Below are 23716 nucleotides of genomic sequence, written 5' to 3'. Positions count from 1 at the left end.
CTGGGCGCGGTGCTCATGCTGCTGGCGACACAGGTCACGAGCTTCGGCGCGGTCTATGTCGTTCTCCTCGCATTTTGCCTGTGCTATTTCCCCACCATCGCGCTCACCAATTCCATCACGATGCAGCAGGTGGCAAACCCTGCCCGCGATTTCCCACCGATTCGAACCTTGGGCACGCTCGGTTGGATCGCCATCAACCTCGTGGTCGGCTTCATGCGAATCGAAGCGCAGTCCACACCGTTCCTCCTGGCCGCCGCCGCGAGCGTCGTCATGGCCGTCTACAGCCTGGTCGCGCTGCCGCACACGCCGCCGCGCGCCAAAGGGCAAACGGCATCGGTCCGCCAGATCCTCGGCCTGGACGCCTTGGCCATGATGAAGCAGCGCTCGTTCGCGGTGTTCGTCATCGCCTCCATTCTGGCCTGCATCCCCTTGACGTTTTACTATTCGTTCACGAACCCCTATCTCAACGAGGTCGGCGTCGTGAACGCCGCCGGCAAGATGACCCTCGGACAGATGTCCGAGGTCCCCATGCTGCTGGCCATGCCCCTCGTGTTCCGTGCGATCTCTATCCGAGGCGTCCTGCTGCTCGTCGGCATGGCGGCCTGGAGTGCGCGCTACGTGCTCTTCGCGGCCGGAAACAACGGCGAGCTGGTGTGGATGCTCTACGGCGGCATTCTGCTGCACGGCATCTGCTACGACTTCTTCTTCATCGCGGGACAGCTCTATACGGATCAGGAAGCGCCGCAGCATCTGCGCAGCACGGCTCAGGGGTTCATCACATTCGTGACCTACGGCGTCGGCATGCTCGCCGGCTCGCTCGTGTCCGGCGGTATTCTGGATTACTTCTCCTCGACGGCAGCCGGTGTGGTCTCACGCGATTGGACGGCCTTCTGGCTCTTTGCGGCCACCATGTCGTTCGGCATCATGCTGATGGTGCTGTTCTTCTTTCAATCGTCGCGCAAAATCGGCGGCGCGCCGGCCTCATGACGGCGCCCGCCCGCCTCGCTGGCGGGCTGCCTTCGACTCCGCTCAGGCCAAGACAGCCCCGCCCTGCCTTCAACATGTGCGAGCGAGGGGCCCAACCTGTCCACCGAAGCACGAAGGTGGAAGGCCCCTCGCTACGTACGTTGAAGTGGTTCGGACGGTAGATCTCAGTACCCCAGCGCCAGGCCGTCCTTGCGTGGATCAGACGCTCCGAGCAGAGCGCCCGTCGATGGGTCGATCATGATGGCTTGGCCGCCGCCCATCAAAGCGCGGTGCGTCAAACCGTCGGTCGGCATGACACGCTCGTGGCCTCGCTCAACGAGGCGCTTGATCACCGGCTCGGTCAGCTCCTCGTCCAGCATCACACCACGACCGCTGATGTATCTCACGCGCGGCGCTGAAATCGCCTGCTGCAGGTTCAAGCCGCGATCGATCACGTTCACGAGCACCTGGGCATGCCCCTGCGGCTGCACATCGCCCCCCATCACGCCGTACGACATGAGGAGCTTCCCGTCCTTGAATACCATGGCCGGAATGATGGTGTGAAACGGCCGCTTGCCCGGTTCGTATCGATTGGGATGGTCGGGCTCCAGTGAGAAGCCTGCGCCCCGATTCTGCAGCATGATGCCGGTGTCACCAGCGACGATGCCAGACCCGAATGCGAAGTAGATGCTGTTGATGAACGAGACAGCGTTGCGATCCTTGTCGACGACGGTGAAGTAGGTCGTGTCACTGCCGGTGCGAATATCGCCGTAGGCGGGCGCATCGATGGCCTTCTCGGGATCGATGAGCGCACGCCGGCGCGCAGCGTACTCCTTGGAGAGCAGCTCCTTCACCGGGACTTTCGCGAACGCCGGATCGGCAATGTACCGATTGCGGTCGGCAAACGCTATTTTCGTTGCTTCGATCAGCGTGTGGTAGTAGCGGTCGGGCTCGGCCCGCATCGATCGCAGGTCGATGCCTTCCAGGATATTGAGCAGGAGGAGCGCCGTCAGGCCCTGGCCGTTCGGCGGGATCTCGTACAGCGTGTAGCCGCGGTATGTTGTGGATATCGGATCGACCCATTCAGACTTCTGGGCCGCGAAGTCCTCCATCGAGAGGAAGCCCCGATTCTTCTGGCAGTACTCTACGATGGCTCGCGCGATTTCCCCGCGGTAGAACGCGTCACGGCCGCCTTGCGCCAGCGTGCGGAACGTTCGCGCCAGGTTCTTCTGGTAGAAGATCTCACCCGGCTTGGGCGCGCGGCCGTCGACGAGATAGGTTGCGGCTGCCGCCGCGTTTCGCGCGAGCTTCGGCACCTCCGGCTCCCAATCGGCCGCGATGGTTTCCATCACCGGGAAACCGTTCTCCGCGTAGTCGATTGCCGGCGCCATCAAGTCCGACAGCTCCATGGAGCCGTACCGCTCGAGCAAGGTGACCCAACCGTCGAAGGCGCCCGGTACGGTGATTGGCTCCATGCCCGTTTGGGGCATTGTGGTCATCTTCTGTGAAGCGAAGTGCTCCAGGCTCAACGCACGCGGCGCGCGTCCACTCGCGTTGAGCCCCTCGAGCTTCTTCGCCTTCGCCCAATAGACCAGCATGAAGGCGTCCCCGCCGATGCCGGTCATGCTCGGTTCCGTCACGTTGAGCACCGCCGCAATCGCGATGGCCGCATCCACGGCATTGCCGCCCCGCTTCAGGACGTCCAAGCCGACCTGCGACGCCAGCGGCTGACTCGTCGCGACCATGCCATGACTGGCGCGCACCACCGATCGCCCCGCGGTCACATCAGAGAACCAGCGGCCTTCTCCCGGAGCCGCCTGCGGAGCCGGCGCACGAGAGGCGACATCGGTGACGGTCAGGACGCCCATCGTCAGAAGGAGAAACCAGGAAGCTCGCGTTCGATTCCGCATGATGTCGGTGAGTGGAGCATATTGGACTGGGCCCGAAGCGTGCGATGAGCGTCCTTATTGGGACGATCCCCCCGTTTCGTTCCAATAGATTTTGACGTTCGCCGTGGCGCGTCCCGACGCCGCGATATCGGGCCGGCCATCGCCGTTGAGATCTGCGACCACCAGATCTTCGGCGGCCATACCATCTTCGTCCAACGTCACTTTCCCCTGGAGGGCGCCCTCGCGGTCGACCGAATAGATTGCCAGGCCCCGTTTAGGATCGTCTCGCGAACCGCGCCACCCCACAGCCAACTCATCGTCACCGTCGTCGTCGAAGTCGGCCCAGCCGAGGGCGTGCCCCTCGGTCAGCGCCGATTCGATCTCCGTGCGAGCCCACACGCGTCCGGGCTGCTGTTCCGTGTAGATCACGACCGAGGTGCCATGCCAGGGCTCTACTGTCGCCAACATGCGCCGGCCGCCCACACGCCCGGCCCTCACCTCGCCGGGCTGTCCCTCCCCAATCAACGTGCGCGACCACGTTCCATCAGCGTCCCGCTTGATGGCGTACAGGCCTTCGCGGCTGGCGGTGATCAGCTCGTCCTGCGGGTCGTCATCGAGGTTCATGGGGAGAACGTTGTGCATGATGTGGTTCTTGTCGTCGGCCACCTCCATCGGCCAAGGCTTGCCTCGGGGATTGGCCGGTGGCTTGAATACGAGAAGCCGCGCGCCCTCGCCCTCCCAGTCCGGCCCCTTGCTGTCGCGTCCATGCAAGGGAGCCACAATCAGCTCCCGCGTACCATCGCCATCGACATCGGCCCAGTTGATTCGATGCAGCCTCCGCTCCGCGGAGATAGGAAACACCTCCCAGGCAGGATTGGCTCCAGGCTCGCCTTGTCGCACCCACTGCAGCGTACCGGTATTCTCGCCCGTCCAGCCTGCGCCGAGCGCAACGTCGAGCCGCCCATCGCCATCGATGTCATGGGCGGCCAGGCAGACGTTGTCTTCGACCGTCGCGCCGGCGCCTACAATCACATGCTTTTCCCAGCTTGGCGCCTCGAACCAGACGAGATCCGTCTCGTTGATCGCCAAGACGTCGGTACGGTCATCACCGTTGACGTCACCGGTCGTGATTGCGTAGCCGACGCCAAAGCCACCGGCGATCTCTTGTGCGCGAAATTGCAGCGTCCCGTCGGTCGCTCCTTGCTGCCGACTCGCAGCCCCACCGGCGACCACACCGATGATCGCAGCACCGAACGCTCCGGCGAAAACGAGCCGCTGGACCCTTTCGCTCATCATCATGGCACCCTAGTATGGATTGAATTCCATCATCAGTCTAGACTGCGCCTTCTATTTGTCAAGATCATTTAGAAAGTCGGATCTCTCATCCGCCCGACCCTCGAGTCGGGCGGATGAGACCTGTTGCGTGATGCTCTCCCTACTTCAGCGTCGACAGGAACTCGAGTAGGTCTGCAATCTGTTGCAGCGAGAGATTGTCGAGCAGGCCCTCGGGCATCGAGGACACTTGACTTCGTTGGCGGGACGCCACATCCGACGGCGCCAGCCGGCGCTGCTGACCGGCACCGGTCTGAACGACGATCCGGTCCGGCGCTTCATCGACCACGAGTCCGAGCAGCTGATCGCCACTCTTCAACGTGAACATCGTCGTGATGTATTCGGGCCCAATGGCGTCATTCGGGTTCACGATGTGGTCCAGCATCGCCTGCTTGCCGTACTTCGCGCCAATCGCTGACAGGTCCGGCCCAAGCGCGTTCTTGCCACCGAGGCTGTGACATGCGGCGCAACCAGCATCTGCCTCGAACCATTTCCGGCCGTCGGCGACGACGCCGCGGTAGCTGAGGTCGAGCTGGAACGACGTCGGGATCTGCGTCGCCGCCGGCATCGGCAGGACCTTCGCTGCGCGCTCGCGGATGGCAAGGATCGCAGGCTCCACGTCATCACCGCGCCCCGTCTGTCTGAGCGCGACGGGCGATTGGCTGCTCTCCCGGCGCCCCCCGCGCTGCTCACCCGCATGATTCGTCACATTTCTCGCGAGCGTGCGAAGCTCAGGCGGAAGCGTTCCCTCTTCCGCCATATCGAGGATGGCCGTCAGACCCGCGGCGGATTCGGCGAGCAGGCGCAACGCGCTCGTGCGAACTTCATTGGGGGCGTCGCTCAGCACGAGTTTCTGGGCCCACGGCTCGATATTCGGCGGGGCAAGATTGGCCACCGCGCGAACTGCGGCCGCGCGCACGGGCGTCGGTCCGCGCTCAGCCAGGGCTTGAAAGTCGTTGAGGTACCGAGGCTCGTCCATCGCGGCCGATTCGAGCGCGGCCGCACGCGCTTCTGGTATTGCCGCGGCAGACTTGGCCAGGGCGAGAAGCTCCGGCACATACTGCGGGTCCTTCAATTGGTCGCCCACGCTCACCGCCGCGCTCTGCGCGCCCGGCAGCGCGAAGCCCTTTCGCATCACCGCTGGCAGCGCGGGGCTCGTGCGCGCCTCCATCCACAGGCTGAAGAGCTGATGACTGTAGAGACCAAAGGCCCGCTCCACGAGCGCCGCCGGACTCGACGATCCGGTGATGAAGGACTCCATCGCACGCGCCGCTTCGGGCCACTGCATCGCGCCAAGCGTGTCCAAGGCGAGCTCCCGCTCCTCCATCGAGCGCGAGGGGGCATCAATCGCCTCGACGAGATCGGGCAGCGCCGCTCGTGGACGGAGTGCCCACACCAACCGGTTGAGCGGTGGCCCCAGCTTGCCGCCGTGGTCGCTCTTCAGCCGCCCGTACAGCGCATCCTCCCGTCCGCGCGCGGCAATGGCCAGTGCCTCGAGATACCAGCGGTCCTCGCCGTCGTACTGCTCCACGAGCTCGGTCACGGCGTCGAGCCATGGCTGCGAGGGTTGCACTTGCTCGCCGACCAAGTACGGCGGGAGCATCCGTGTGCGATCCTGCAGCATCACAGCAATCTCACGCCGGACCAGCGGCGACCCGTCGCCAAGGAGAGGCTGGGAAACCCTCAGCATATCCGCTCCATGCAGCTGCGCCACGCGCAGTCCGAGAATGCGGAATCTGGGATCGGGATCGCGAAGCGCTTCCTGAATGGCGCGTGGGCCGGCATCGCCGAGGCCACCGAGGATCCACAGGGCTCGCGCTTTCAGAATCGGATCGTCACGGCGCCAGAAGGTCTGGAGCAGCGGCACGGCGCGCTCCCCTTGCGCGACGATGGCCCTGTGCGCAAGGTATTGAACCGACTGATTCGGAGAGCCGAAGGCAGCCGTGAGCCCCGACGCCGACGCAAGGTCGATCTCCGGGACGTGCGGCGGGCTCCCCGCGGGTGCGAGCCGATAGATGCGGCCCTGAGTCCCTTTCGCATCTCCCATCTGATGCCCGCCGACGCCTGGGTCGTACCAGTCGGCGACGAAGAGAGAGCCATCGGGGGCAACCGCCACGTCTGACGGACGGGCCCAGGTGTCCTCACCGCCGTTCATGACATCCTCGCTCACGGCCGAGTAGCCGGCCCCGTCATCGCTCAGGGAATACAAGGCGATGATGCGCTGGCCCGCCTCGGCATGGAGCAACTGTCCGCGATACTTCTCGGGAAGCACGCGCCCCTCGTACACCGCGAGACCGCACGGCGATCCGGCCCCGGTGCGCAAGACCAGCGGGACCACACCGGGAAGCTCGAGATGCCAGTGCGATCCGCGGTCCTCCCTCCACGTCCTGTTCAGCGGCCCGCGAAAACCGTAGTTCCCCCCCTCCATGTTGTACAGCAGCCGCGTCCACGCATTCCCGTCATCGTCGTTGTCCGTCTGGAACACGTTGCCGAAGGAGTCCACGGCCAGCTCGTACGGATTCCTGAAATTCTGTCCGAGCACCTCGAGCTCCGTGCCATCCGTGTTCATTCGAAGCGCAACGCCCTCGTAGTAGCCAGGCTCCGCGCCCTCGCCGGCATCCTCGCCCTTCGATCGGATGCGCTTCCCAGATCGGTCCGTGATATCGAAGCCAGTGTTGCCCTGATTGAAGTAGAGCTTGCCGTCCGGGCCAAACACCACCGCATGCACGCCGTGATCATGGTCGACGCCCCCCCACCCAGTCAGCAGAACCTCTTTCTTGACGATATTGTCGTCGGCATCCTTCGTGTAGACGATGAGGTCCGGGGATTGCGACACGTACACCTTGTCACCGAGGACGGCAATGCCCAGCGGCGCCCGAATCTCCGGACTCTGGTCGAAAGTCCTCACCTTGTCGGCTTGGCCATCGTGGTCCGTGTCCTCCAGGATGACGATCCGGTCACCCTCAGGACGGAGGTCGGGCTGCTTCCTGGACGCCCGCCGATAGTTCACGGCCTCGAGCACCCACACCCGGCCACGCTCATCCACCGTGATGTTCGTCGGGTTCGACAACGCCGGTTCAGACGCGAACCGTGTCACCTCGAGTCCGGGGGCCAGATCCAGTCCGGCGACCGTCTGCTCCGGAGCTTGTTGTCCTTCGACAACGCTGACCAGTAGAAGAAAGCAGCAGGGTACGAGTCTCTTCATCAACAGCCTCCGCCAAGGGGAGCGTCGTCCGACAATTGCTCAGAGCGGGTCAAATATAGTCCACTACACGTTCGTCTTGCCGCGACCTCAAATATTAAAGTAAGTTAAATTACACTAGAAGGTGTCAAACATGAAAGTCGTCCTTCCACCGCGTGGTGCACTCGTCGTCCTCGTTCTCGGAGCGGCCATTGTGACAGCCGCCGGTCTCACGCCACGGACGCTTGCAGCGCAGACTCCCGCCTCGTCTTGGCGGTCGCTCTTCAACGGCAAGGATCTGACCGGTTTCACGACGACCGGCACCGCGACCTGGAAGGTGGAAGACGGTGTGATCTCCGGTGGACAGTTCGGGGACCCGAGCAAACGGGGGGCACTGGTGACCGTCGACGAGTTCCAGGACTTCGAGCTGGAGCTGGACTTCCTCATCGACGAGCACGGGAAATACAACAGCGGGGTGCAGATTCGCGGCAAGACGTATCAGATCAATATCGGGCGGCCACCTGCGGAAGAGTACATCGGCATCGGTGTTCATCGCGGCGAGCCACGGGAATGGCAGTGGCTCCACAAGGGAGACGAAAAGGACACCGTGCGCAAGAAGCTGGAGTGGAACACGTTGCGCATCCTGGCGAAGGGGGCGCACTTCGAAATCACCTTGAACGGGGTCGAAACGACCAACGTCACCGATCCAGATCCCGATCCGGCATGGCTCGGCAGAGGGCCGCTCTCGTTTCAGACGTATGGCGCCGAGGACCACGCCGGCTTCGTGAAGTTTCGCAACATGCGCATTCGCGCGCTCTAGGTAGGCCGCCTCGCCGAGGCGGGCGTGACGGCGCGTTCGGCGAACGCGCCCTACCATTTTCCCTTGACGTCGCGCGCGTTCACGCTTTCTCATCGGGTGGCGTGTCGAAGGTGATCAGGCTACGCTGGAAGCCGCGCGTGCGGATAGCACCGTAGATCAACCCCGCCGCGAGCCAGACGCCGCCGGCCAGCTTGGCCTCTGTGCGCAGGCTCAGCCAGAGATAGAGACAGAAGAAGAAGCCGAGAAGCGGCATGGCGAAGGCGAGGAATGTCTTTCTCTCGGCGCGTACCCAGTAACGGGTGAACGCCGCCAGGTTCACGCCCATGAACGCGATGAACGCGCCGAAGTTCAGCATCTCCGCGCCGAGCTGGAAGCTCAAGACGAACCCGCCCACCAGCGCGCAAGCGCCGACCAACAGCACGTTGTTGCGCGGGATGCCTCGTCTGGCGCTGATGGCACCGAAGAAGCGACGCGGCAGGGCATTGCCACGCCCCATGCCATAGAGCAGGCGCGCCGCTCCCAAGTGTGCGCCGGTTCCCGAACCGATGTTCGCCACCAGGAGCGTCGCGTTCAGGATGATGAACAGCGTGACGCCACCGGCCTTCTGCGCCACGTGAACGAACGCGGTCTCGACGTCCGGGAACCCCGTCCACTCGCCCCAGACGAGCTGTGCGGCGTAGACCTCGATGGACGCGAGGATCCCGATCGCGAGGCAGGTGTACACGGTCGCGCGCAGCACATTGCCGCGTGGGTCGCTCACCTCCTCGGACAGTGTCGATATGCCGTCGAAGCCAATGTAGGTGAGCGCGGCAATGGAGGCGCCCGTGAGCACGACCGGCATCGAGAAGGTCTCCGGATCGTAGAAGGGTCTCGTCAGATCACCACTGGTGACATCAGCACTGAGGACGAAGCGGAGAGCAGCAGCGAGAAAGAGGACGACAACCACGAACATGCCGATCACGAGTATCTGGTTCGTGCGCGCGCTCGCCTTGATCCCGCGCAGATTGAGGCCGGTGAGCAGCGAGGCGAAGAACACGACCCAGACCGCGTAAGGCACCTCTGGGAGGTAGTTCATGGCCAGCTTGCTGCAGAGGATCGTGCAGATCACCGGGTTCAGGACGTAGTCCATGACCATGCACCATCCGGTGGTGTACCCGAGGCCTGGATGCAGCTCTTTGCCCACGTACGTGAACGCCGACCCCACGCTCGGATACGCTGCCGCCATTCTGCCGTAGCTGAACGCGGTGAAGAGCATCGCGACCATGCCAATCAAGATGGTGGTCACGACGTGCCCGCGCGCCTCCACACTCACCACACCGAAGAGGCCCATCGGCGCCACCGGCTGGATCGTCACGATGCCGTAGAACACGAGATCCCCAAGGGTCAGCGTCCGTCTGAGACGGCCCCCGCCCGCCGACATCGCCGGCGTGCCTGAGCTCATGGTTCGCTACTCGCTTGACGTTTCATGATATGAACTCGCCGACACATCGTCGCTCCCCGCACTGGATGTACGTAGCACCTTACGCCGAGCGCCGCGACAGTATTAGCACAGCGTCTACCATTCAGTCATGGAACCAGCTAACATCACGTGCGACGATGCCGTTGTGAGTTAGGCGGCCGCCTCGGCGAGGCGGCCCTACCATCGTCCGTTGCAGGGCGCGTTCGCCGAACGCACCGTGCTCGCGACTCAAGGCGAAACCATAGATTATGAGTGCCGAAACCCGTATTCGTGACCTGAAGCTCGAGCTTCCTCCAGCGCCCCGCCCTCTCGCCGTTTACAAGTCGATCGTCGTGGTCGGGACCATGGCCTACGTCTCCGGCCACGGCCCATTGCGGTCCGACAAAACGTTGATCGTGGGCCGCGTCGGGCAAGATCTGGATGTGCAGGCGGGCCACGCCGCCGCCCGTCAAGTAGGGCTCGCAATTCTTGCCACCCTCCGCGAGCACTTTGGCACGTTGGATCGTGTCAGACGGGTCGTCAAGATCCTTGGGATGGTGAACTCCACGCCAGACTTCAAGGATCACCCGCAGGTGATCAATGGCTGCAGTGAGCTCTTTGCAGAGGTGTTCGGCAAAGAACAGGGCATCGGCGCACGGAGCGCCGTCGGCATGGGATCGCTCCCTGGCCACATCGCCGTCGAGATAGAAGCGGTGTTCGAAATCGACTGAGACGTCATGCCGTCTGCCTGGTACTCCATCGAGAACGTCGCGGAGGTCCCCTCGCCAGCGTTGGTGGTCTATCCCGATCGGGTCGAGGAGAACATCCGTCGCATGATTCGCCTGGCTGGCGGCGTCGACCGTCTTCGTCCACACATCAAGACCAGCAAGCTGCCCGAGGTCATTCAGATGCAGATGGACCAGGGCATCACCAAGTTCAAGTGCGCCACCATCGCGGAAGCGGAGATGGCCGCAGCCTGCGGTGCGCCCGATGTGTTGCTCGCCTATCAGCCGGTTGGCCCCAACGTGAGCCGTCTCGTCCAGCTCGTGCAGACGTCTCCAAAGACGACCTTCTCGACGCTCGCCGATGACGAGGGCACGATACATGCCTTGTCGAACGCCGCGGTGGCGGCAGGGCTCACGCTCAACCTGTTCCTCGATATCGATTGTGGCATGCACCGCTCCGGCGTGGCTCCTGGTTCGGCTGCGGCCGCTCTGTACCGGCTGATTGCCCGCTCGCCAGGCTTGGCTGCCGCCGGTTTGCACGCATACGACGGGCACATTCGCGATACGGATGTCGACGCTCGTGCGCGCGCCTGTGACGAGGCGTTTGACCGGGTCCAGGCGCTCAGGGCAGAGCTCCGCGGCGCCGGCTTACCCGTCCCGGTGCTCGTGGCGGGCGGCTCGCCGACCTTCCCCATCCATGCCCGGCGATCCACTGTGGAGTGCAGCCCCGGCACGGCGGTGTTCTGGGACCTGGGGTACACGCGCTCCCTTCCGGACCTGGACTTCCTGCCAGCCGCTCTGTTGCTCACTCGGGTGATCAGCAAGCCTGGACACGACCTGCTCTGTGTGGATCTGGGACACAAGGCTGTGGCGTCGGAAGGTCCACATCCCCGCGTGGAGCTGCTGGACCTCCCGGACACACGTGCCGTTGGTCATAGTGAAGAGCATCTCACCCTCGAGACGCCTCGGGCGGCCGAGCTCCCGGTCGGAGCAAGTTTCTACGGTATCCCGTGGCACGTCTGCCCCACCGTCGCCCTCCACGACCACGCGGTGGTGGTGAGAGATGGCCGTGCACAGGAACGATGGCGGGTTGTCGGGCGCACGCGGCAGATCACCATCTAGTGTCCTGTCATCGCTCCCGAACTGTTTCTCGATGATCTTTATTTCATTTAAAATACCTTGTGCTCGCACAACGAGGCTGGAACGGCGTGGCGGTCCTGGGCGCCCTCACGAGCTTTGCGGGTGTGCCGCCCGAAGTCACGCGCGGCGCGCTCGCGGCCAGATCGGCACCGGCTGACCAGTCGCGCGTGGAGTCGAGCCAGACATCTCGCGCAACGCTCTCAGCACGGGCCAACGAGGCGCTGGCGGCGGGCCGGTACGCGGAGGCAGCCGACTGGTTCGAGCAACTGACCGACGTCACACCGGAGTCGCCGCAGGCCTGGGCGGGGCTCGTCCGCAGCTATGACGGCGAGGGACGCCGGAGCGTCGGCGAGCTGCAGAAGGTCGCCCCAGACTCGCCGTACGTGTCCTTGATCGTTGCCGACGCGCTCGCCACCATGGGCAAGCTCTCGGAGGCCTTCGTGCTCTATCGCAAGGCGGAGGCGGCGCTGCCCGAGCAGCCCGGCCTCCACGAAGCAATTGCCGACATCTACCAAAAGGCTGGCCATGCCGACTGGGCGGCACGCGAGCGGGCGCGCAAGACGACGCCCGACTGCGCACGACCGACGACGGCGTGCACGTTCTTGAAGGGGGATTTCCAGCGTACGCTTCAGCGGACGAGGAGCGCCCACACGGACGAGGACTGGTATTGGCGAACGCGCGCGCTCAATCAACTCGCGACGCGAGCCTTCGCGGCTCTGGAGCAGCTGCCGCGTTCCGTCGAGGTTCACGCAGTACGCGCACACATGGCCGAGAGCCAGAACCGCCCGCAGGCTGCCGTCGAGGAGCTCCGCCGAGCACTCGAGCTCGCCCCTGACGACCAGGAGCTGGAACGCCGGCTGGCGACGGCCCTGTATCTCGCCCACGACCATGACGCGATGCTGCCAATCGCACGAAAGCTGCTCGCCAAGGCACCCGATGATCCAGAGCTGCTGTTCCTCTACGGTAGTGCCCTGCTCGAAGCGCAGCAGATAGACCGTGCGGTCCCTTCTCTCGAGCGCGCCGTCGCTGCTGATGAGTCGCTCCTTCAGGCGCGGGCGGCGCTCGGCCGAGCATTCATGATGCAGGGGAAAGTCGCGGCTGCGATACCGCATCTGGAGGCCGCGTTGCCGAGCGATCGGGACGGCAGCCTGTACTATCAGCTCGCGCAGGCGTATCAACGAGCCGGCCGGCGCGACCAGGCCCGCTCGGCGCTCGAGAAATACCAAGCGATCAGGCAGCGCGCGCAGACGACGCCTGTAGCCACCGGGACTGCGACGCCGGCGATCACGCCGCCGTGAGTGGGGTGACAGGGTGACAGGGTGACAGGGTGACAGGGTGACAAGGTGACAAGGTGACAAGGTGACAAGGTGACAAGGTGACAAGGTGATAACGAGGGAGGGAACCATGAGAGCAACTGCAGGCGTGTCGGTACTGGGGCTCATCGTCGCGTGGAGTCTCGTCGATTCCGGATCTCACGCGCAAACGGCGCCGCCGCCGGGCTTCGTGTCGATCTTCAACGGTGAGGATCTCACGGGATGGAAAATCCCCGAAGGGGACAACGGTCACTGGAAAGTCGTCGACGGCGTCATCGACTACGATGCTGGCAGCGAGGCCGAAGACGACAAGAATCTGTGGACCGTGAAGTCGTACGGCAATTTCGAGGCCAAGGTGGACTGGCGGATCAAAGCCACGCCCTATGTCAGCGAGAACATGCGTATCGTGATGCCCGATGGCCACAACAAGAAGGACGAAAAGGGCGAGGAGATTCGGCTTACCGCGCCCGATTCCGACTCGGGCTTCATTCTCCGCGGCTCGGGCAAGGCGCAGTTGAATATCTGGTGCTGGCCGGTCGGGTCTGGCGAGATGTACGGCTATCGGACGGCCAAGGACACGGCTCCCGCGCTCAGGGCAGCCGTCACACCGGCGCTGAACGCGGACAACGACATCGGCGAGTGGAACACGTTCGAGGTCACGGTCGTCGACAAGACAGTCACCGTACAGCTCAACGGCAAGCTGATCATCGACAAGGCCACGCTGCCAGATCTCCCGGCGGAGGGACCGTTGGGCTTGCAGCATCACGGCGGTGTGGGGAAGGATGGCGAGTACACTGGCATTCCTGCCCTGGTGCAATTTCGCAACATTTTCGTGAAGGAGCTGTAATGAGACGAGGCGTCCTGACCGCCGCATGCCTGGCAACGATCGCGAGCGCAACTCTCGTCGCCGGAAACTGGCCCCAGTGGCGTGGGCCGTCGCTGGACGGCGTCAGCACCGACACGGGCCTGCCGACGACCTGGAGCCCAACGGAAAACGTCGCGTGGAAGCTGCCACTGCCCGCATTCAGCGGCTCGACGCCCATCATCTGGGACGATCTCGTCTTTCTCAACGTCGCCACCGAGCGGGCCACCGGAGAGATTCACCTCTGGGCGGTCGATCGCAACAAGCAGGACGTCGTCTGGAAACGCCCGCTCTCTGGCGGCAACCGCATCGGGAACAAGCAGAACATGTCATCACCGTCGCCGGTGACCGACGGCGAGCATGTGTGGGTGATGACCGGCACGGGCGTGCTGAAGGCGTTCGATTTCTCCGGCAAGGAGCTGTGGTCACGCGACATCCAGAAGGACTATGGAGAGCTCGGCTTGCAGTTCGGCTACGCCTCGTCTCCGCTGCTCCACGATGACAGCCTCTTCGTGCAGGTCCTGCACGGGATGCAGACCGACGATCCTTCGTATCTGTTGCGCATCGACACGATGACCGGCCGAACCGTATGGCGGACGGAGCGGCCAACCGATGCACAGATTGAATCGCCCGACTCCTACACGACGCCTGCGCTGCTGCAGCACGACGGAAAGGCGGAGATCGTCACCACGGGTGGCAACGTGATTACCGGCCATGACCCGGAGACGGGCCAGGAGGTCTGGCGCGCCGATGTCCTCAATCCCACGGACGAGACCAACTATCGGATCATCTCCTCACCGGTCATTGCCGCCGGCCTCATCATCGCGCCGAGCCGCGTGAAGCCGCTCGTGGCGCTTCGTCCGGGCGGCGCAGGCGACGTCTCGACCTCGCACGTGGCCTGGACCTTCGACCGCGGCCCCGACGTGCCGTCGCCCGTCAGCGACGGCAAATACCTCTACCTCGTGAGAGAAACCGGCATTGTCTTCTGCCTCGACGTCAAGACCGGCGATGTGGTGTACGGCCCGGAACGGCTGCCCAGCGATTTCTACAGCGCCTCGCCGGTGCTCGCGGACGGGAAGATCTACGCGACCGGCGAGAGCACGGGCGTCACGACGGTGTTTCGCGCGGGGCCGAAGTTCGAAGTGCTTGCCTCCAACTCGTTCGACGATCCGTGCGCGCCGTACTGCCTCAGCTCGATCGCCGTCTCTCAAGGACAACTCTTCATCCGCACGGACGCGAACCTGTGGGTTGTCGGCTCGCGGCGCGAGGGTGACGAGGTGACCCGGTGACCCGGTGACCAGGTGGCAGCGTGACAGCGTGACAGGGTGACGCTCTACCGCGCCGCTTCTTTCACCGTAACGACCCGATCGGCCTTCACGTTGCTGAGCACCTGTCGGATGCCGCTTGGCCAGTGAATTGTCACCTCGTCTACCGTCGTCGTGCTCCCCAGACCAAAGTGGACGCCTTGCTTGCTCGACGAAGCGTAGCCAACAGCCGTCGTCATGATGTTGACTTGATTGCCGATCTGCACGCGCGCGCCGAGCCCATCACGGTTGCTCTTGGTCCCTTGCAGCTCGAGACGCAGCCAGTGGCCGGCAGGACCGAGGTTCTCCCAGAGCTCTGGGGCTTCGCCCAGCACGCTGCTGGCAACGTCGATGCGGCCGTCGTTATTGAAGTCGGCAAACGCCGCGCCTCGATGTGCAGCGGCGGCAGCGGCAAACGAGGTGCCGACGCGACTGGAGCCGTCCTCGAACGTGCCCCGCTTGTTACGAAACAGGCTATTGGGCTGGCGATATGCCGACGCCTCGAACCGGTCGACCAGGTCGTCGACATGCGAGTTCGCTGTGAACAGATCCTTCCACCCGTCGTTGTCGAGATCGACGAAGCTGTTGGCCCAGCCGCTTCGCCGCACGGAGGCCGCCCCGATGCCACTTGGGTACGTCACGTCCTGGAACGTCCCACTGCCCTCGTTGCGAAACAATGGAAATGTCTCGCCGGTCAGGGCGGTCACGCTGATATCCGGCAGGCCATCGTTGTCGTAATCACGGAAATCGACACCCATGCTCGACACGGGCCGGCCATGCACTGGCAGGGCCACTCCGGCCAACAACGCGACTTCCTCGAACGTGCCGTCCTGGCGGTTGCGAAAGAGGAAGTTCGGCACGCCATCATTGGTGACGAAGGCGTCGGTGAATCCGTCCTGGTCGTAGTCGGCAAACGCCACGCTCATCCCTTTGCCGACGTGCCCGCCAATCCCACTGCGATCCGAGACGTCCTCGAAGCGGCCGTCGCCCATGTTGCGATACAACGTGTTCGGCAAGCCCTCATAGAGCCTGGGATGGCAGTAGATGCGCAGGTTACGCGCGCGATCGCCGCAAAAGCGCTCCTTCTTCGGATCCCACTGGACGTAGTTCACGACGAACAGATCCAGGAGACCGTCGTGGTCATAGTCGAACCAGCCGGCGGCGACGGACCAGACCTTGTTCTCGATGCCCGCCTGGGCAGTGACGTCGTCGAACGAACCATCGCCCGCGTTATGGTAGAGCACACTGCGATTCACGCCCGCGACGAAGAGGTCCGTGTCACCGTCGTTGTCATAGTCGGCGGCAGCCACGCCCATCCCATAACCAGCTCCGCGCAACCCTGCCCGCTCGGTCACGTCTTCGAACTTCAAGCCGCCACGATTGCGATAGAGACGGCCCCAGAAGTCTGGCGACGTCTTCTCGAGCGACGGCTGCTCGGCGCCATTGACGAAGTAGAGATCAACGAGACCATCGTTGTCGTAGTCGAAGGCAGCCACACCGCCGGTCATGGTCTCGATCAGATGCTTCTCGGCGGTGGCGTCGTTCTCGAGCCGCGCCGTGAGACCGGCGGCCTTCGCGACGTTGCGGAATTGCGGAAGGGCGTCGGCAGCCGCGGACATTCGGTGATAGTCCCAACAGGCCAACATGGCGCACAAGCCGACCGCCGACATCAACGGGCTGGGTCGCTGCATCCGAGCACCCTCCGCAGGTGGAGAGACATGACGAAATCCACAGATGGACAGAAGATCCACACAGATGATAATCGACATGCTTCGCCACTGTGCACGTGGAGGAGGACGATGAAGACCCTGACGGCCACGTTTCTGTTCATCCTTCTGATAACACCCAGCCTTCGGGCGGAGAACGCGGTGCGAGCGGGAGAATTCGTTGTGGAGCCGCCGACACTCATCTGTCTGGGGTTCGAGTGGGAGATCAGCGGGGACGAGAACCGGAACGCCACCGTCGCGGTGAGCTATCGACGGTCAGGGCAGAGCGCGTGGACGGAAGGTCTACCTCTGCTGCGGATGGGCGGAGAGAAGATCTTCCGCGCTCCGTACACCGTGCCAGATCGATTTGCTGGAAGCATCCTCGATCTCGAGCCCGACACGGAGTACGAAGTACGACTGACCATGACCGACCCCGAGGGGGTGTCGGGGCAATCCGTGCAGACGGCCACGGTTCGCACCCGTGGCGAGCCCAAAGCGGCAACGGGCGGACGAGTGCTGCATGTTTACCCGCCAGAGTGGACCGGGCCCAAGGAAGAGCCGAGCTTCACGGGCTTGATGGCCGCCTACGCTGGAGCCGGGACGGGCGACTGGAACGTGGTGTTTCAGCGGAAGGTTGGCCCAGGCGACATCATCCTCGTTCACGCAGGGTTGTACAAGGGTGATCGGACGAACTACGTGGATCCCTTGAGCACCACGTTCGACGGCGCCTATCTTCTGACCGCCAAGGGCACGGCGGACCGCCCGATCGTTATTCGAGCGGCCGGCGACGGTGAGGTCATCTTCGACGGTGACGAAGCGTTTCGCCTCTTCGACGTGATGGGCGCCGACTACCACATCTTCGAAGGCCTCACAATCCGCAACACGGAAGTCGCCTTCTGGGCTGGCGTGAAAGACGTGGCGGGCGCCGTGGGGTTAACGGTTCGCAACTGTCGGATTGAGAACGTCGGTGTTGGTGTCACCACACAGTATGCCGGGTCGAAGGATTTCTACATCGCGGACAATATCTTCCTGGGGCGCGACGACCGAGACCGAGTGCTCGGCTGGGCGAATCCGGGCATCTACGGCGCCCATCCGTTGAACAGCTACTATGCGGTCAAGGTCTATGGCTCCGGGCACGTCATTGCACACAACGCCGTGGCGTTCTTTCACGACGGGATCACCGTGTGCACCCACGGCGTTCCAGAGCCGCAGCAAGCGCTCAAGGCTGTCGCCATCGACATCTACAACAACGACATCCACGTCACGGGAGACGATGTCATCGAGGCCGATGGCGGTGTGCACAACATCCGCGTGATGAGAAATCGAGGCGTGAATGCGGCGCACACCGGACTGAGCGCCCAACCAATCTTCGGCGGTCCCGCCTACTACATTCGTCACATCCTCTACAACACTCCCGTCGCGCTCAAGCTCAACAACCCGGCCGGCGTGATCGTCTACCACAACACGATCATCGCGGAGAACCGAACCGCACAGCGCGTGTCGAACGCCCACTTCCGGAACAACTTGTTCCTGGGAACGGATGCGGCCGGTCGAGGCATCTCGGCTCTGGGCGGACCCACGGCATATTCGACCTATGACTACAACGGCTATCGCCCGAACCGCCGCGCGCAGGCGCAGTATGTGTGGCTCGGTCCAAGGGCAGGCCTGCAAGTGGATTACGAGAGCACGCCTGACAAGGGGCGCCCGTTCGAGACCCTCGCGGAGCTGGCGGCGGCCACTGGGCAGGAGACCCACGGGATCGAGATTGACTACGACATCTTCGAGAGCCTACGGGCGCCATCGCCCCCGGACTCATCCAAGCCTGGCCCCGTGTACGATGCGGTCGATCTGAACTTTCGGTTGAAGCCCGGCAGCAAGGCGGTGGACGCTGGAGATCCCCTGCCGAACGTGAACGATGGATTCGCTGGAAGCGCACCAGATCTCGGCGCGTACGAGGTAGGCCAAACGATCCCGGTTTACGGTCCCCGGTGGCTGAAGCAGGAGCCATTCTATCGGTAGGAGGGCTAGTGGCTGCAGGATGTGTACAGCCATCGGCTGAATGAGCGCACTGCGAGTCCGATACCGATTCAGCGGCCCCTATTCGATCGCAGATAAAAGGGAACTCCCAGGAGCAACAACCCCAATCCCATCAGCGAGCTGCGTGTAGACTCCACCAAGGTGTTGAGCACGAACGCCGAGGACACTACTACGAACACGATCATCGGCCAGGGGTACCCGGTCACACGATACGGGCGCTCCCATTCTGGGCGCTTGCGCCGCAGTACCGCGACCGACAACACGATCATTGTGAAGAAGATGAAGTTGGCGAACCCCGACATCGTGATCAGATGCTCGTAGCCGCCGGTCAGCGTCAGCAGCCCGGCCCACATTGCAAGCGCCCAGATGGCCGTGGACGGCGTTTCGTAACGTGGATGGACAACGGCCAGGCTCTTGGACAGCTGGCCGTCTTGCCCCATCGCGAACAAGACCCTGGGCGCCGCCAGCACGTTGGCCGAGATCGCCCCGAACGTGGAACAGAGGATGACCAACGTGATCAGCGTCGCGCCGGTGGGCCCGATCATCGCCGACATCGCGTCCGTCGCGACGCGCGCAGACGAGGCGATACGGGGTTGGCCAAGGACGAAGATATACGCCAGGTTGGCGCTGACGTACACCACGATGATGATGAGAACACCGAGAATGATGCTGCGAGGTACGTTACGTTGTGGGTCACGGATCTCGCCCGCCACGAAGCCAACGAAGTGCCAGCCATCATAGGCAAAGAGCGTCGAGATCATGGCAAGGCCAATAGCAGTCAGCAGCCCACCCGAGAGCTCGTCCGGCAGCACCGGCAAGAAGTGCGACGGCTCACCGCGGAGCGTGACGAGCGCCGTTCCCACGAGGCCCACGAGGCCGGAGACCTTCAGCACGGTGAACAGATTCTGCACCCCCGCACCCTGCTTCACGCCCCTCGCATTGACGAGGGCGAGCCCGAGAATCAGGAAGATGCCGACCCCTTTTTCGGCCAGCCAGGGCATCGGTATGAAGAGTTGGAGGTACAACAGGAAGGCGCTGGTCAACGCGGCGATCGAGCTCGGAATGGCGACCAGCATGATCGTCCAGCCGTAGAGGAACGCCCAGAACGGCCCGTAAGCCTCGCGCATGTAGACGTAGAGCCCACCCGATTGCGGGAGCATCGTCCCAAGCTCCGCCAGCGTGAGCGCACCGCACAGCACGAGCAATCCCGAAAAGACCCAGATGCCGAGCACGAGCCCGGGCTCCGGCACTCTCTGAGCAATAAGGCTGGGCACGACGAAGATGCCGGATCCGATAACGGACCCGACGAGCAACGAAGCGCCGTCGAAGAACCCGAGCTTCCGCGGCAAGGCATCGTTGGTCATTCCGGTTGAAGGCTCTTTTCCGGCAGCTCGTCTGGCTCCTCGCGCGGCCGACGGGTGAGTAGCGGCAGCATCACAGCCGCGAGCGCCATCACGCCGATCGTGGTGAACGCGGACGTGTACTGCTTTCCAGAGATCAGCTCAGCGACGAGCAATGGGCCGACAACGCCGCCGATGCTCCAGCCGACGACCATCAGGCCATAGATTGCCCCGGCGTTGCGGAGCCCGAAGAAGTCGCCGGCAGTGGCCGGCATGGTACCAAAGCCCCCGCCGTAACACAGATAAATCAGGGCGCCGAGCACCGCGAAGAGGACCACCGAGGAGGCGTGCGGCAGCATCAAGAAACAGACCCCCTGGACTGCCAGCATCCCCGCAAAGGCGACCATCCGGCCGGTCCGCTCCGACAGCCATCCCCAGAAGACACGTCCAGCACCGTTGAACAGCCCCATGACACCAGTAAAGGTCGCCGCGCCCGCCGCGCTGTAGCCGGCGATGTCGGTCGCTGCGGAGCTGGCAACAGAGATCAATGCGATGCCCGCAGTCACGTTGAGCGTCAGAACGGCCGTGAGCATGAACCACTGGGGCGTGCGGAGCGCTTCGCGTTGCGTGTATTCGCGGGCCGTTTGAACCACCCGCCCGCCGGTAGGCGGCGTCCAACCGGGCACGTGATAGCCCGCCGGCGGGTTCCGGAAGAACGCCGCGCCCACCGATGTCATGATGAGATACGCGAAGCCGAGCCAGAGGAACGCACGGGTCGGCACCTCGGCATAGACCTCGACCAACTCCTGGGCGATCGGGGATGTGATCACCGCGCCGAACCCGAATCCGCCAACCGCAATACCGGTGATGAGACCGCGCTTGTCCGGGAACCACTTCTGCAACATGGCCACCGGCACGATGTAGCCGAGGCCGAGCCCGAAACCGGCAATCACGCCGTAGCCCAGGATCAGCAGCCACAGCTGGCTCTCGCTGCTGGACAGGCCAGCCAGGAGAATGCCTGCCGCGTAGACCACGCCGCCAACGAACGCAACGATGCGCGGTCCCTTGACGTCTTGGATCCGGCCGCCGATGTAGGTGCCGAGGAAGATCATCGCGATGGTCACCGAAAACGGCAGCGCCGCCTGCGACGCGCTGAGCGCGAATCGAGACTCCTCGCTCTGGAGCGCGCGAGAGAACGTGCTCCAGGCGTACACGGCACCAAGGGCGAGCTGCAGGAGCACCGCAGCCGCAGCGATTCCCCACCGGCCTGGCGTCTTTCCATTTGTCATAGCGCATCCCGGCCGACCTAAAGAGCGTGAGCAATAATGGCCGTAGCGCAGGCCTTGAGGCCTGCCAGCGCCGCCATGGGCAGGCCTCAAGGCCTGCGCTACGAGGAATTCTCACAGACTCTAAAGGTCGGGCCTACGTTCCTCTCGACAGCTCGGCGGCCGCGACCCGAACCACCGCGTTGTAGTCTGGGATCTTCGCCTGTGGGGAGCGACGCCTGCGGTCGATCAGTACCTCACCCTCCGGCCAGTGCACCTGGAGATTCCCAGGTGCCACAGGCGCGCGAGCAACACGCCCGGTCAGCGAACCTGCTTCACTGGTCAGCACCACGGCATCACCGTCGGCGAGGCCGAGCCGATCGGCGTCACGCGGATTCATAAGCACCGCTTCGCGTGCAGCGCCGGTGAGCGGGTCCCTGTGTTCCTGCACCATGCTGTTGAACTGCTTCCCTCGCCGGGTGGCCACCACGAACGTCCCGTCCGGTCGAGAACAGTCTGGTAGCGCCACCACCGAGAAATGGGCGCGGCCGTCGACGGTTGGGAACCTCCAGCCAGCGCACAGGTGCGGGCCGCCGTACTGGAAGGCGTCGCCGAACTTCTCCAGCTTCTCGATCCCGGCGTACGACGGCACTGCCCTGGCGATGTCTTCGCGGATGGCGCGCGTGCTGTCGTAACGGACGGCGCCGGCCAGCTCCGGCTGGGCCCGCGCGGCGATCTCACCAAAGATGCGGTACTCGGGCCACGCTTCGGGAATCCGCGGGCCCGGAATCTCGGGGCTGAAGATGATGCGCCGCTCGGTCGATGTTTCCGTCACACCACCCGCCATCTCGTAACGCGTCTCGGCCGGCAGCAGCAGCACGATGTCGGCAGGATCGATCAGCATCTGGCTCGACAAACAGATGTCGATATGGATACGCAACGGGATCCTGGCCAGCCCGTCGCGGCAGTAGGCAGGATCTGGCAGCACCTCGAGAAAGTTCCCGCCGGAGCTCACGAGCACGTCGAGCTTCCCCTCGTGAGCGGCGTCGATCATCTCCGGTGCGGTGAGGCCCATGGCACTGGACACAGGGAAGCCCCACAAGTCAGCGAAGTGACGGGCGCCATCCTCGGTAATCGGTGCGCCCCCGGGAAGCACGGTCGAATACGCACCCATTTCCGCGCCACCCTGCACGCCCGAGTGCCCGCGGATCGGCATGAGGCCACAGTTGGTGCGCCCTACGAATCCCTTGGTCAAGCCAAGGTTGATGATGGCGCGGACGTTGTCCTCGCCGAACTCGTGCTGGGTGATGCCCATGCTCCATACGAAGACCGCGGTGTCGGCCGCACGAAGCAACTCCGCGAGCGCGAGCATCTCTCGTTCGGTGCTGCCCGAGACCGCCTCGAGCTCGTCCCAACTGTGCCGGTCGAGGGCGGCGCTCACATCTGTGAATCCCGCGGTGTGCTCCGCGATAAAGCGTTGGTCGACCCACTCGTTGCCGACCATGTGCTTGAGGACGCCGGTCAAGAAGCCGATGTCGCCGCCGACGTTGATCTGGAAGAACCGATCGGTGATCTTGGTGCCAAAGAGGGCGCTCTCGATATTGGACGGCACCCAGTACCGCTCCATTCCCGGCTCCCGGTACGGGTTGATGCAGACGACCTTCGTGCCCGCCTTCTTGGCGTGGTAGAGATACTTCATCGCGACGGGCTGATTGTTCGCGACGTTCGAGCCAACGAAGACGATCAGGTCGCTCCCGATCCAGTCCGAGTACGAACAGGTGGTGGCGGCAACGCCGAGCGCGCCTTTGAGGCCGAAGGTGCTCGGCGAATGGCAGACGCGTGCCGCGTTGTCGATGGAGTTGCTTCCCAGGGCGCGGACGGCTTTTTGTGCCGCGAAGTAGTTCTCGTTGGGCTGCCCGCGGCTCGTCAGATACGCGCCGAACCTGGCCGGGGCCGTCTCCTGCAGCCGTTCGGCCGCCAGCGCGAGCGCCTCATCCCAGGAAATCCGGACGAACCGTTGCTCACCCCTTCGGCGGAGCAGCGGGTAAGGCAGCCGGCCGAGCTCGCGGAGCTCAGCGCTGGACTTCCCCGCCAGCAGATTGACGTCGTCCAGCCGCGTAACGTCGAGCGGCGGCATCGTATTGAGTCGGAGCAACCGGAGGCGGATGTTGCACAGGTGGACCTCGCGCATGGTCCAATCCCGCATCCCCTTGGTGCCCAGCGCACAGCCGTCACAGGTGCCGTGCCGCAGGATGCGCCAGGCGTACCGAAGCTGCCCGCGGTTCTCGCCAAGCGCTCTGACGATCTCGCCGTAGTTGTTGGGCTTTCCCTCACCGATGCCGAACGGCTTGAGGCTGGCCCAGTTCGCCGGGTCGATCCATTTCTTGTGTCTACTCAT

16 protein-coding genes are annotated in these 23716 nt (G+C 63.9%); 8 read left to right on the top strand and 8 right to left on the bottom strand.

Annotated elements, in window-relative coordinates; translation table 11 throughout:
• A partial coding sequence (locus GEV06_15535; GenBank protein ID MPZ19306.1) for an MFS transporter occupies positions 1-987 on the top strand: 987 nt, incomplete at its 5' end.
• Between the two features lie 164 nt (positions 988-1151).
• Here GEV06_15535 and ggt read toward each other — a convergent pair.
• From ggt to GEV06_15520, 3 genes are all read right to left on the bottom strand, one after another.
• Positions 1152-2834 carry a gamma-glutamyltransferase gene (gene ggt / locus GEV06_15530; protein ID MPZ19305.1) on the bottom strand — a complete coding sequence of 561 codons (1683 nt, stop codon included), beginning with the start codon at positions 2832-2834 and terminating at the stop codon, positions 1152-1154.
• A gap of 96 nt (positions 2835-2930) precedes the next feature.
• Positions 2931-4154, bottom strand: a complete 1224-nt coding sequence (locus GEV06_15525) for a hypothetical protein (protein ID MPZ19304.1) — start codon at positions 4152-4154, stop codon at positions 2931-2933.
• Positions 4155-4290: 136 nt separating this feature from the next.
• Positions 4291-7392 carry a c-type cytochrome gene (locus GEV06_15520; GenBank protein ID MPZ19303.1) on the bottom strand — a complete coding sequence of 1034 codons (3102 nt, stop codon included), beginning with the start codon at positions 7390-7392 and terminating at the stop codon, positions 4291-4293.
• A gap of 130 nt (positions 7393-7522) precedes the next feature.
• Between GEV06_15520 and GEV06_15515 the strand changes: the two genes are divergently transcribed.
• Entirely contained in the window at positions 7523-8188 is a 666-nt protein-coding gene (locus GEV06_15515; GenBank protein ID MPZ19302.1) for a DUF1080 domain-containing protein, read from the top strand.
• Positions 8189-8267: 79 nt separating this feature from the next.
• On the opposite strand, the gene GEV06_15510 is transcribed toward GEV06_15515, so the two are convergent.
• Entirely contained in the window at positions 8268-9608 is a 1341-nt protein-coding gene (locus tag GEV06_15510) for an amino acid permease (GenBank protein ID MPZ19301.1), read from the bottom strand.
• A gap of 287 nt (positions 9609-9895) precedes the next feature.
• On the opposite strand from GEV06_15510, the gene GEV06_15505 reads away from it, so the two are divergent.
• The 5 genes from GEV06_15505 to GEV06_15485 all read left to right on the top strand — a co-directional run bounded on the left by GEV06_15505 (position 9896) and on the right by GEV06_15485 (position 14955).
• Positions 9896-10357: a RidA family protein gene (locus GEV06_15505; GenBank protein MPZ19300.1), complete on the top strand. Its 462-nt coding sequence runs from the start codon at positions 9896-9898 to the stop codon at positions 10355-10357.
• A 6-nt stretch (positions 10358-10363) separates the two neighbouring features.
• Positions 10364-11473, top strand: a complete 1110-nt coding sequence (locus GEV06_15500) for a D-TA family PLP-dependent enzyme (GenBank protein ID MPZ19299.1) — start codon at positions 10364-10366, stop codon at positions 11471-11473.
• A gap of 59 nt (positions 11474-11532) precedes the next feature.
• A complete protein-coding gene (locus GEV06_15495; protein MPZ19298.1) occupies positions 11533-12789 on the top strand; it encodes a tetratricopeptide repeat protein in 1257 nt (418 codons plus the stop codon).
• 106 nt (positions 12790-12895) lie between these two features.
• Complete coding sequence (locus GEV06_15490; protein ID MPZ19297.1) at positions 12896-13651, top strand: DUF1080 domain-containing protein; 756 nt, start codon at positions 12896-12898, stop codon at positions 13649-13651.
• Entirely contained in the window at positions 13651-14955 is a 1305-nt protein-coding gene (locus GEV06_15485) for a PQQ-binding-like beta-propeller repeat protein (protein MPZ19296.1), read from the top strand. The genes GEV06_15490 and GEV06_15485 overlap by 1 nt, the downstream gene beginning before the upstream one ends.
• 44 nt (positions 14956-14999) lie before the next feature.
• Here the strand turns inward: GEV06_15485 and GEV06_15480 are convergent, their stop codons facing one another.
• Positions 15000-16661, bottom strand: a complete 1662-nt coding sequence (locus GEV06_15480; protein ID MPZ19295.1) for a CRTAC1 family protein — start codon at positions 16659-16661, stop codon at positions 15000-15002.
• A 108-nt stretch (positions 16662-16769) separates the two neighbouring features.
• Here GEV06_15480 and GEV06_15475 point away from each other — a divergent pair, with 108 nt between their 5' ends.
• Positions 16770-18695 (top strand): hypothetical protein, encoded by a 1926-nt coding sequence (locus GEV06_15475; GenBank protein MPZ19294.1) that lies wholly within the window; start codon positions 16770-16772, stop codon positions 18693-18695.
• Positions 18696-18763: 68 nt separating this feature from the next.
• Here the strand turns inward: GEV06_15475 and GEV06_15470 are convergent, their stop codons facing one another.
• From GEV06_15470 to GEV06_15460, 3 genes are all read right to left on the bottom strand, one after another.
• Positions 18764-20077 (bottom strand): amino acid permease, encoded by a 1314-nt coding sequence (locus tag GEV06_15470; GenBank protein ID MPZ19293.1) that lies wholly within the window; start codon positions 20075-20077, stop codon positions 18764-18766.
• Positions 20074-21342 (bottom strand): MFS transporter, encoded by a 1269-nt coding sequence (locus GEV06_15465; protein ID MPZ19292.1) that lies wholly within the window; start codon positions 21340-21342, stop codon positions 20074-20076. The genes GEV06_15470 and GEV06_15465 overlap by 4 nt, the downstream gene beginning before the upstream one ends.
• A gap of 133 nt (positions 21343-21475) precedes the next feature.
• Positions 21476-23716 (bottom strand): FdhF/YdeP family oxidoreductase, encoded by a 2241-nt coding sequence (locus GEV06_15460; GenBank protein MPZ19291.1) that lies wholly within the window; start codon positions 23714-23716, stop codon positions 21476-21478.

This window comes from Luteitalea sp., assembly GCA_009377605.1.
Classification (GTDB): Bacteria; Acidobacteriota; Vicinamibacteria; order Vicinamibacterales; family Vicinamibacteraceae; genus WHTT01.
The sequence above is the reverse complement of the archived record's forward strand: the minus strand, read 5'-3'. Positions and strand labels throughout refer to the sequence as shown.

Excerpts from the sequence above, each read along its gene's own strand:
- ggt (MPZ19305.1), bottom strand. The coding sequence starts at position 2,834 with ATGGGCGTCCTGACCGTCACCGATGTCGCCTCTCGTGCGCCGGCTCCG.
- GEV06_15525 (MPZ19304.1), bottom strand. The coding sequence starts at position 4,154 with ATGATGATGAGCGAAAGGGTCCAGCGGCTCGTTTTCGCCGGAGCGTTC.
- GEV06_15520 (MPZ19303.1), bottom strand. The coding sequence starts at position 7,392 with ATGAAGAGACTCGTACCCTGCTGCTTTCTTCTACTGGTCAGCGTTGTC.
- GEV06_15515 (MPZ19302.1), top strand. The coding sequence starts at position 7,523 with ATGAAAGTCGTCCTTCCACCGCGTGGTGCACTCGTCGTCCTCGTTCTC.
- GEV06_15510 (MPZ19301.1), bottom strand. The coding sequence starts at position 9,608 with ATGTCGGCGGGCGGGGGCCGTCTCAGACGGACGCTGACCCTTGGGGAT.
- GEV06_15505 (MPZ19300.1), top strand. The coding sequence starts at position 9,896 with ATGAGTGCCGAAACCCGTATTCGTGACCTGAAGCTCGAGCTTCCTCCA.
- GEV06_15500 (MPZ19299.1), top strand. The coding sequence starts at position 10,364 with ATGCCGTCTGCCTGGTACTCCATCGAGAACGTCGCGGAGGTCCCCTCG.
- GEV06_15490 (MPZ19297.1), top strand. The coding sequence starts at position 12,896 with ATGAGAGCAACTGCAGGCGTGTCGGTACTGGGGCTCATCGTCGCGTGG.
- GEV06_15485 (MPZ19296.1), top strand. The coding sequence starts at position 13,651 with ATGAGACGAGGCGTCCTGACCGCCGCATGCCTGGCAACGATCGCGAGC.
- GEV06_15480 (MPZ19295.1), bottom strand. The coding sequence starts at position 16,661 with ATGCAGCGACCCAGCCCGTTGATGTCGGCGGTCGGCTTGTGCGCCATG.
- GEV06_15475 (MPZ19294.1), top strand. The coding sequence starts at position 16,770 with ATGAAGACCCTGACGGCCACGTTTCTGTTCATCCTTCTGATAACACCC.
- GEV06_15470 (MPZ19293.1), bottom strand. The coding sequence starts at position 20,077 with ATGACCAACGATGCCTTGCCGCGGAAGCTCGGGTTCTTCGACGGCGCT.
- GEV06_15465 (MPZ19292.1), bottom strand. The coding sequence starts at position 21,342 with ATGACAAATGGAAAGACGCCAGGCCGGTGGGGAATCGCTGCGGCTGCG.
- GEV06_15460 (MPZ19291.1), bottom strand. The coding sequence starts at position 23,716 with ATGAGTAGACACAAGAAATGGATCGACCCGGCGAACTGGGCCAGCCTC.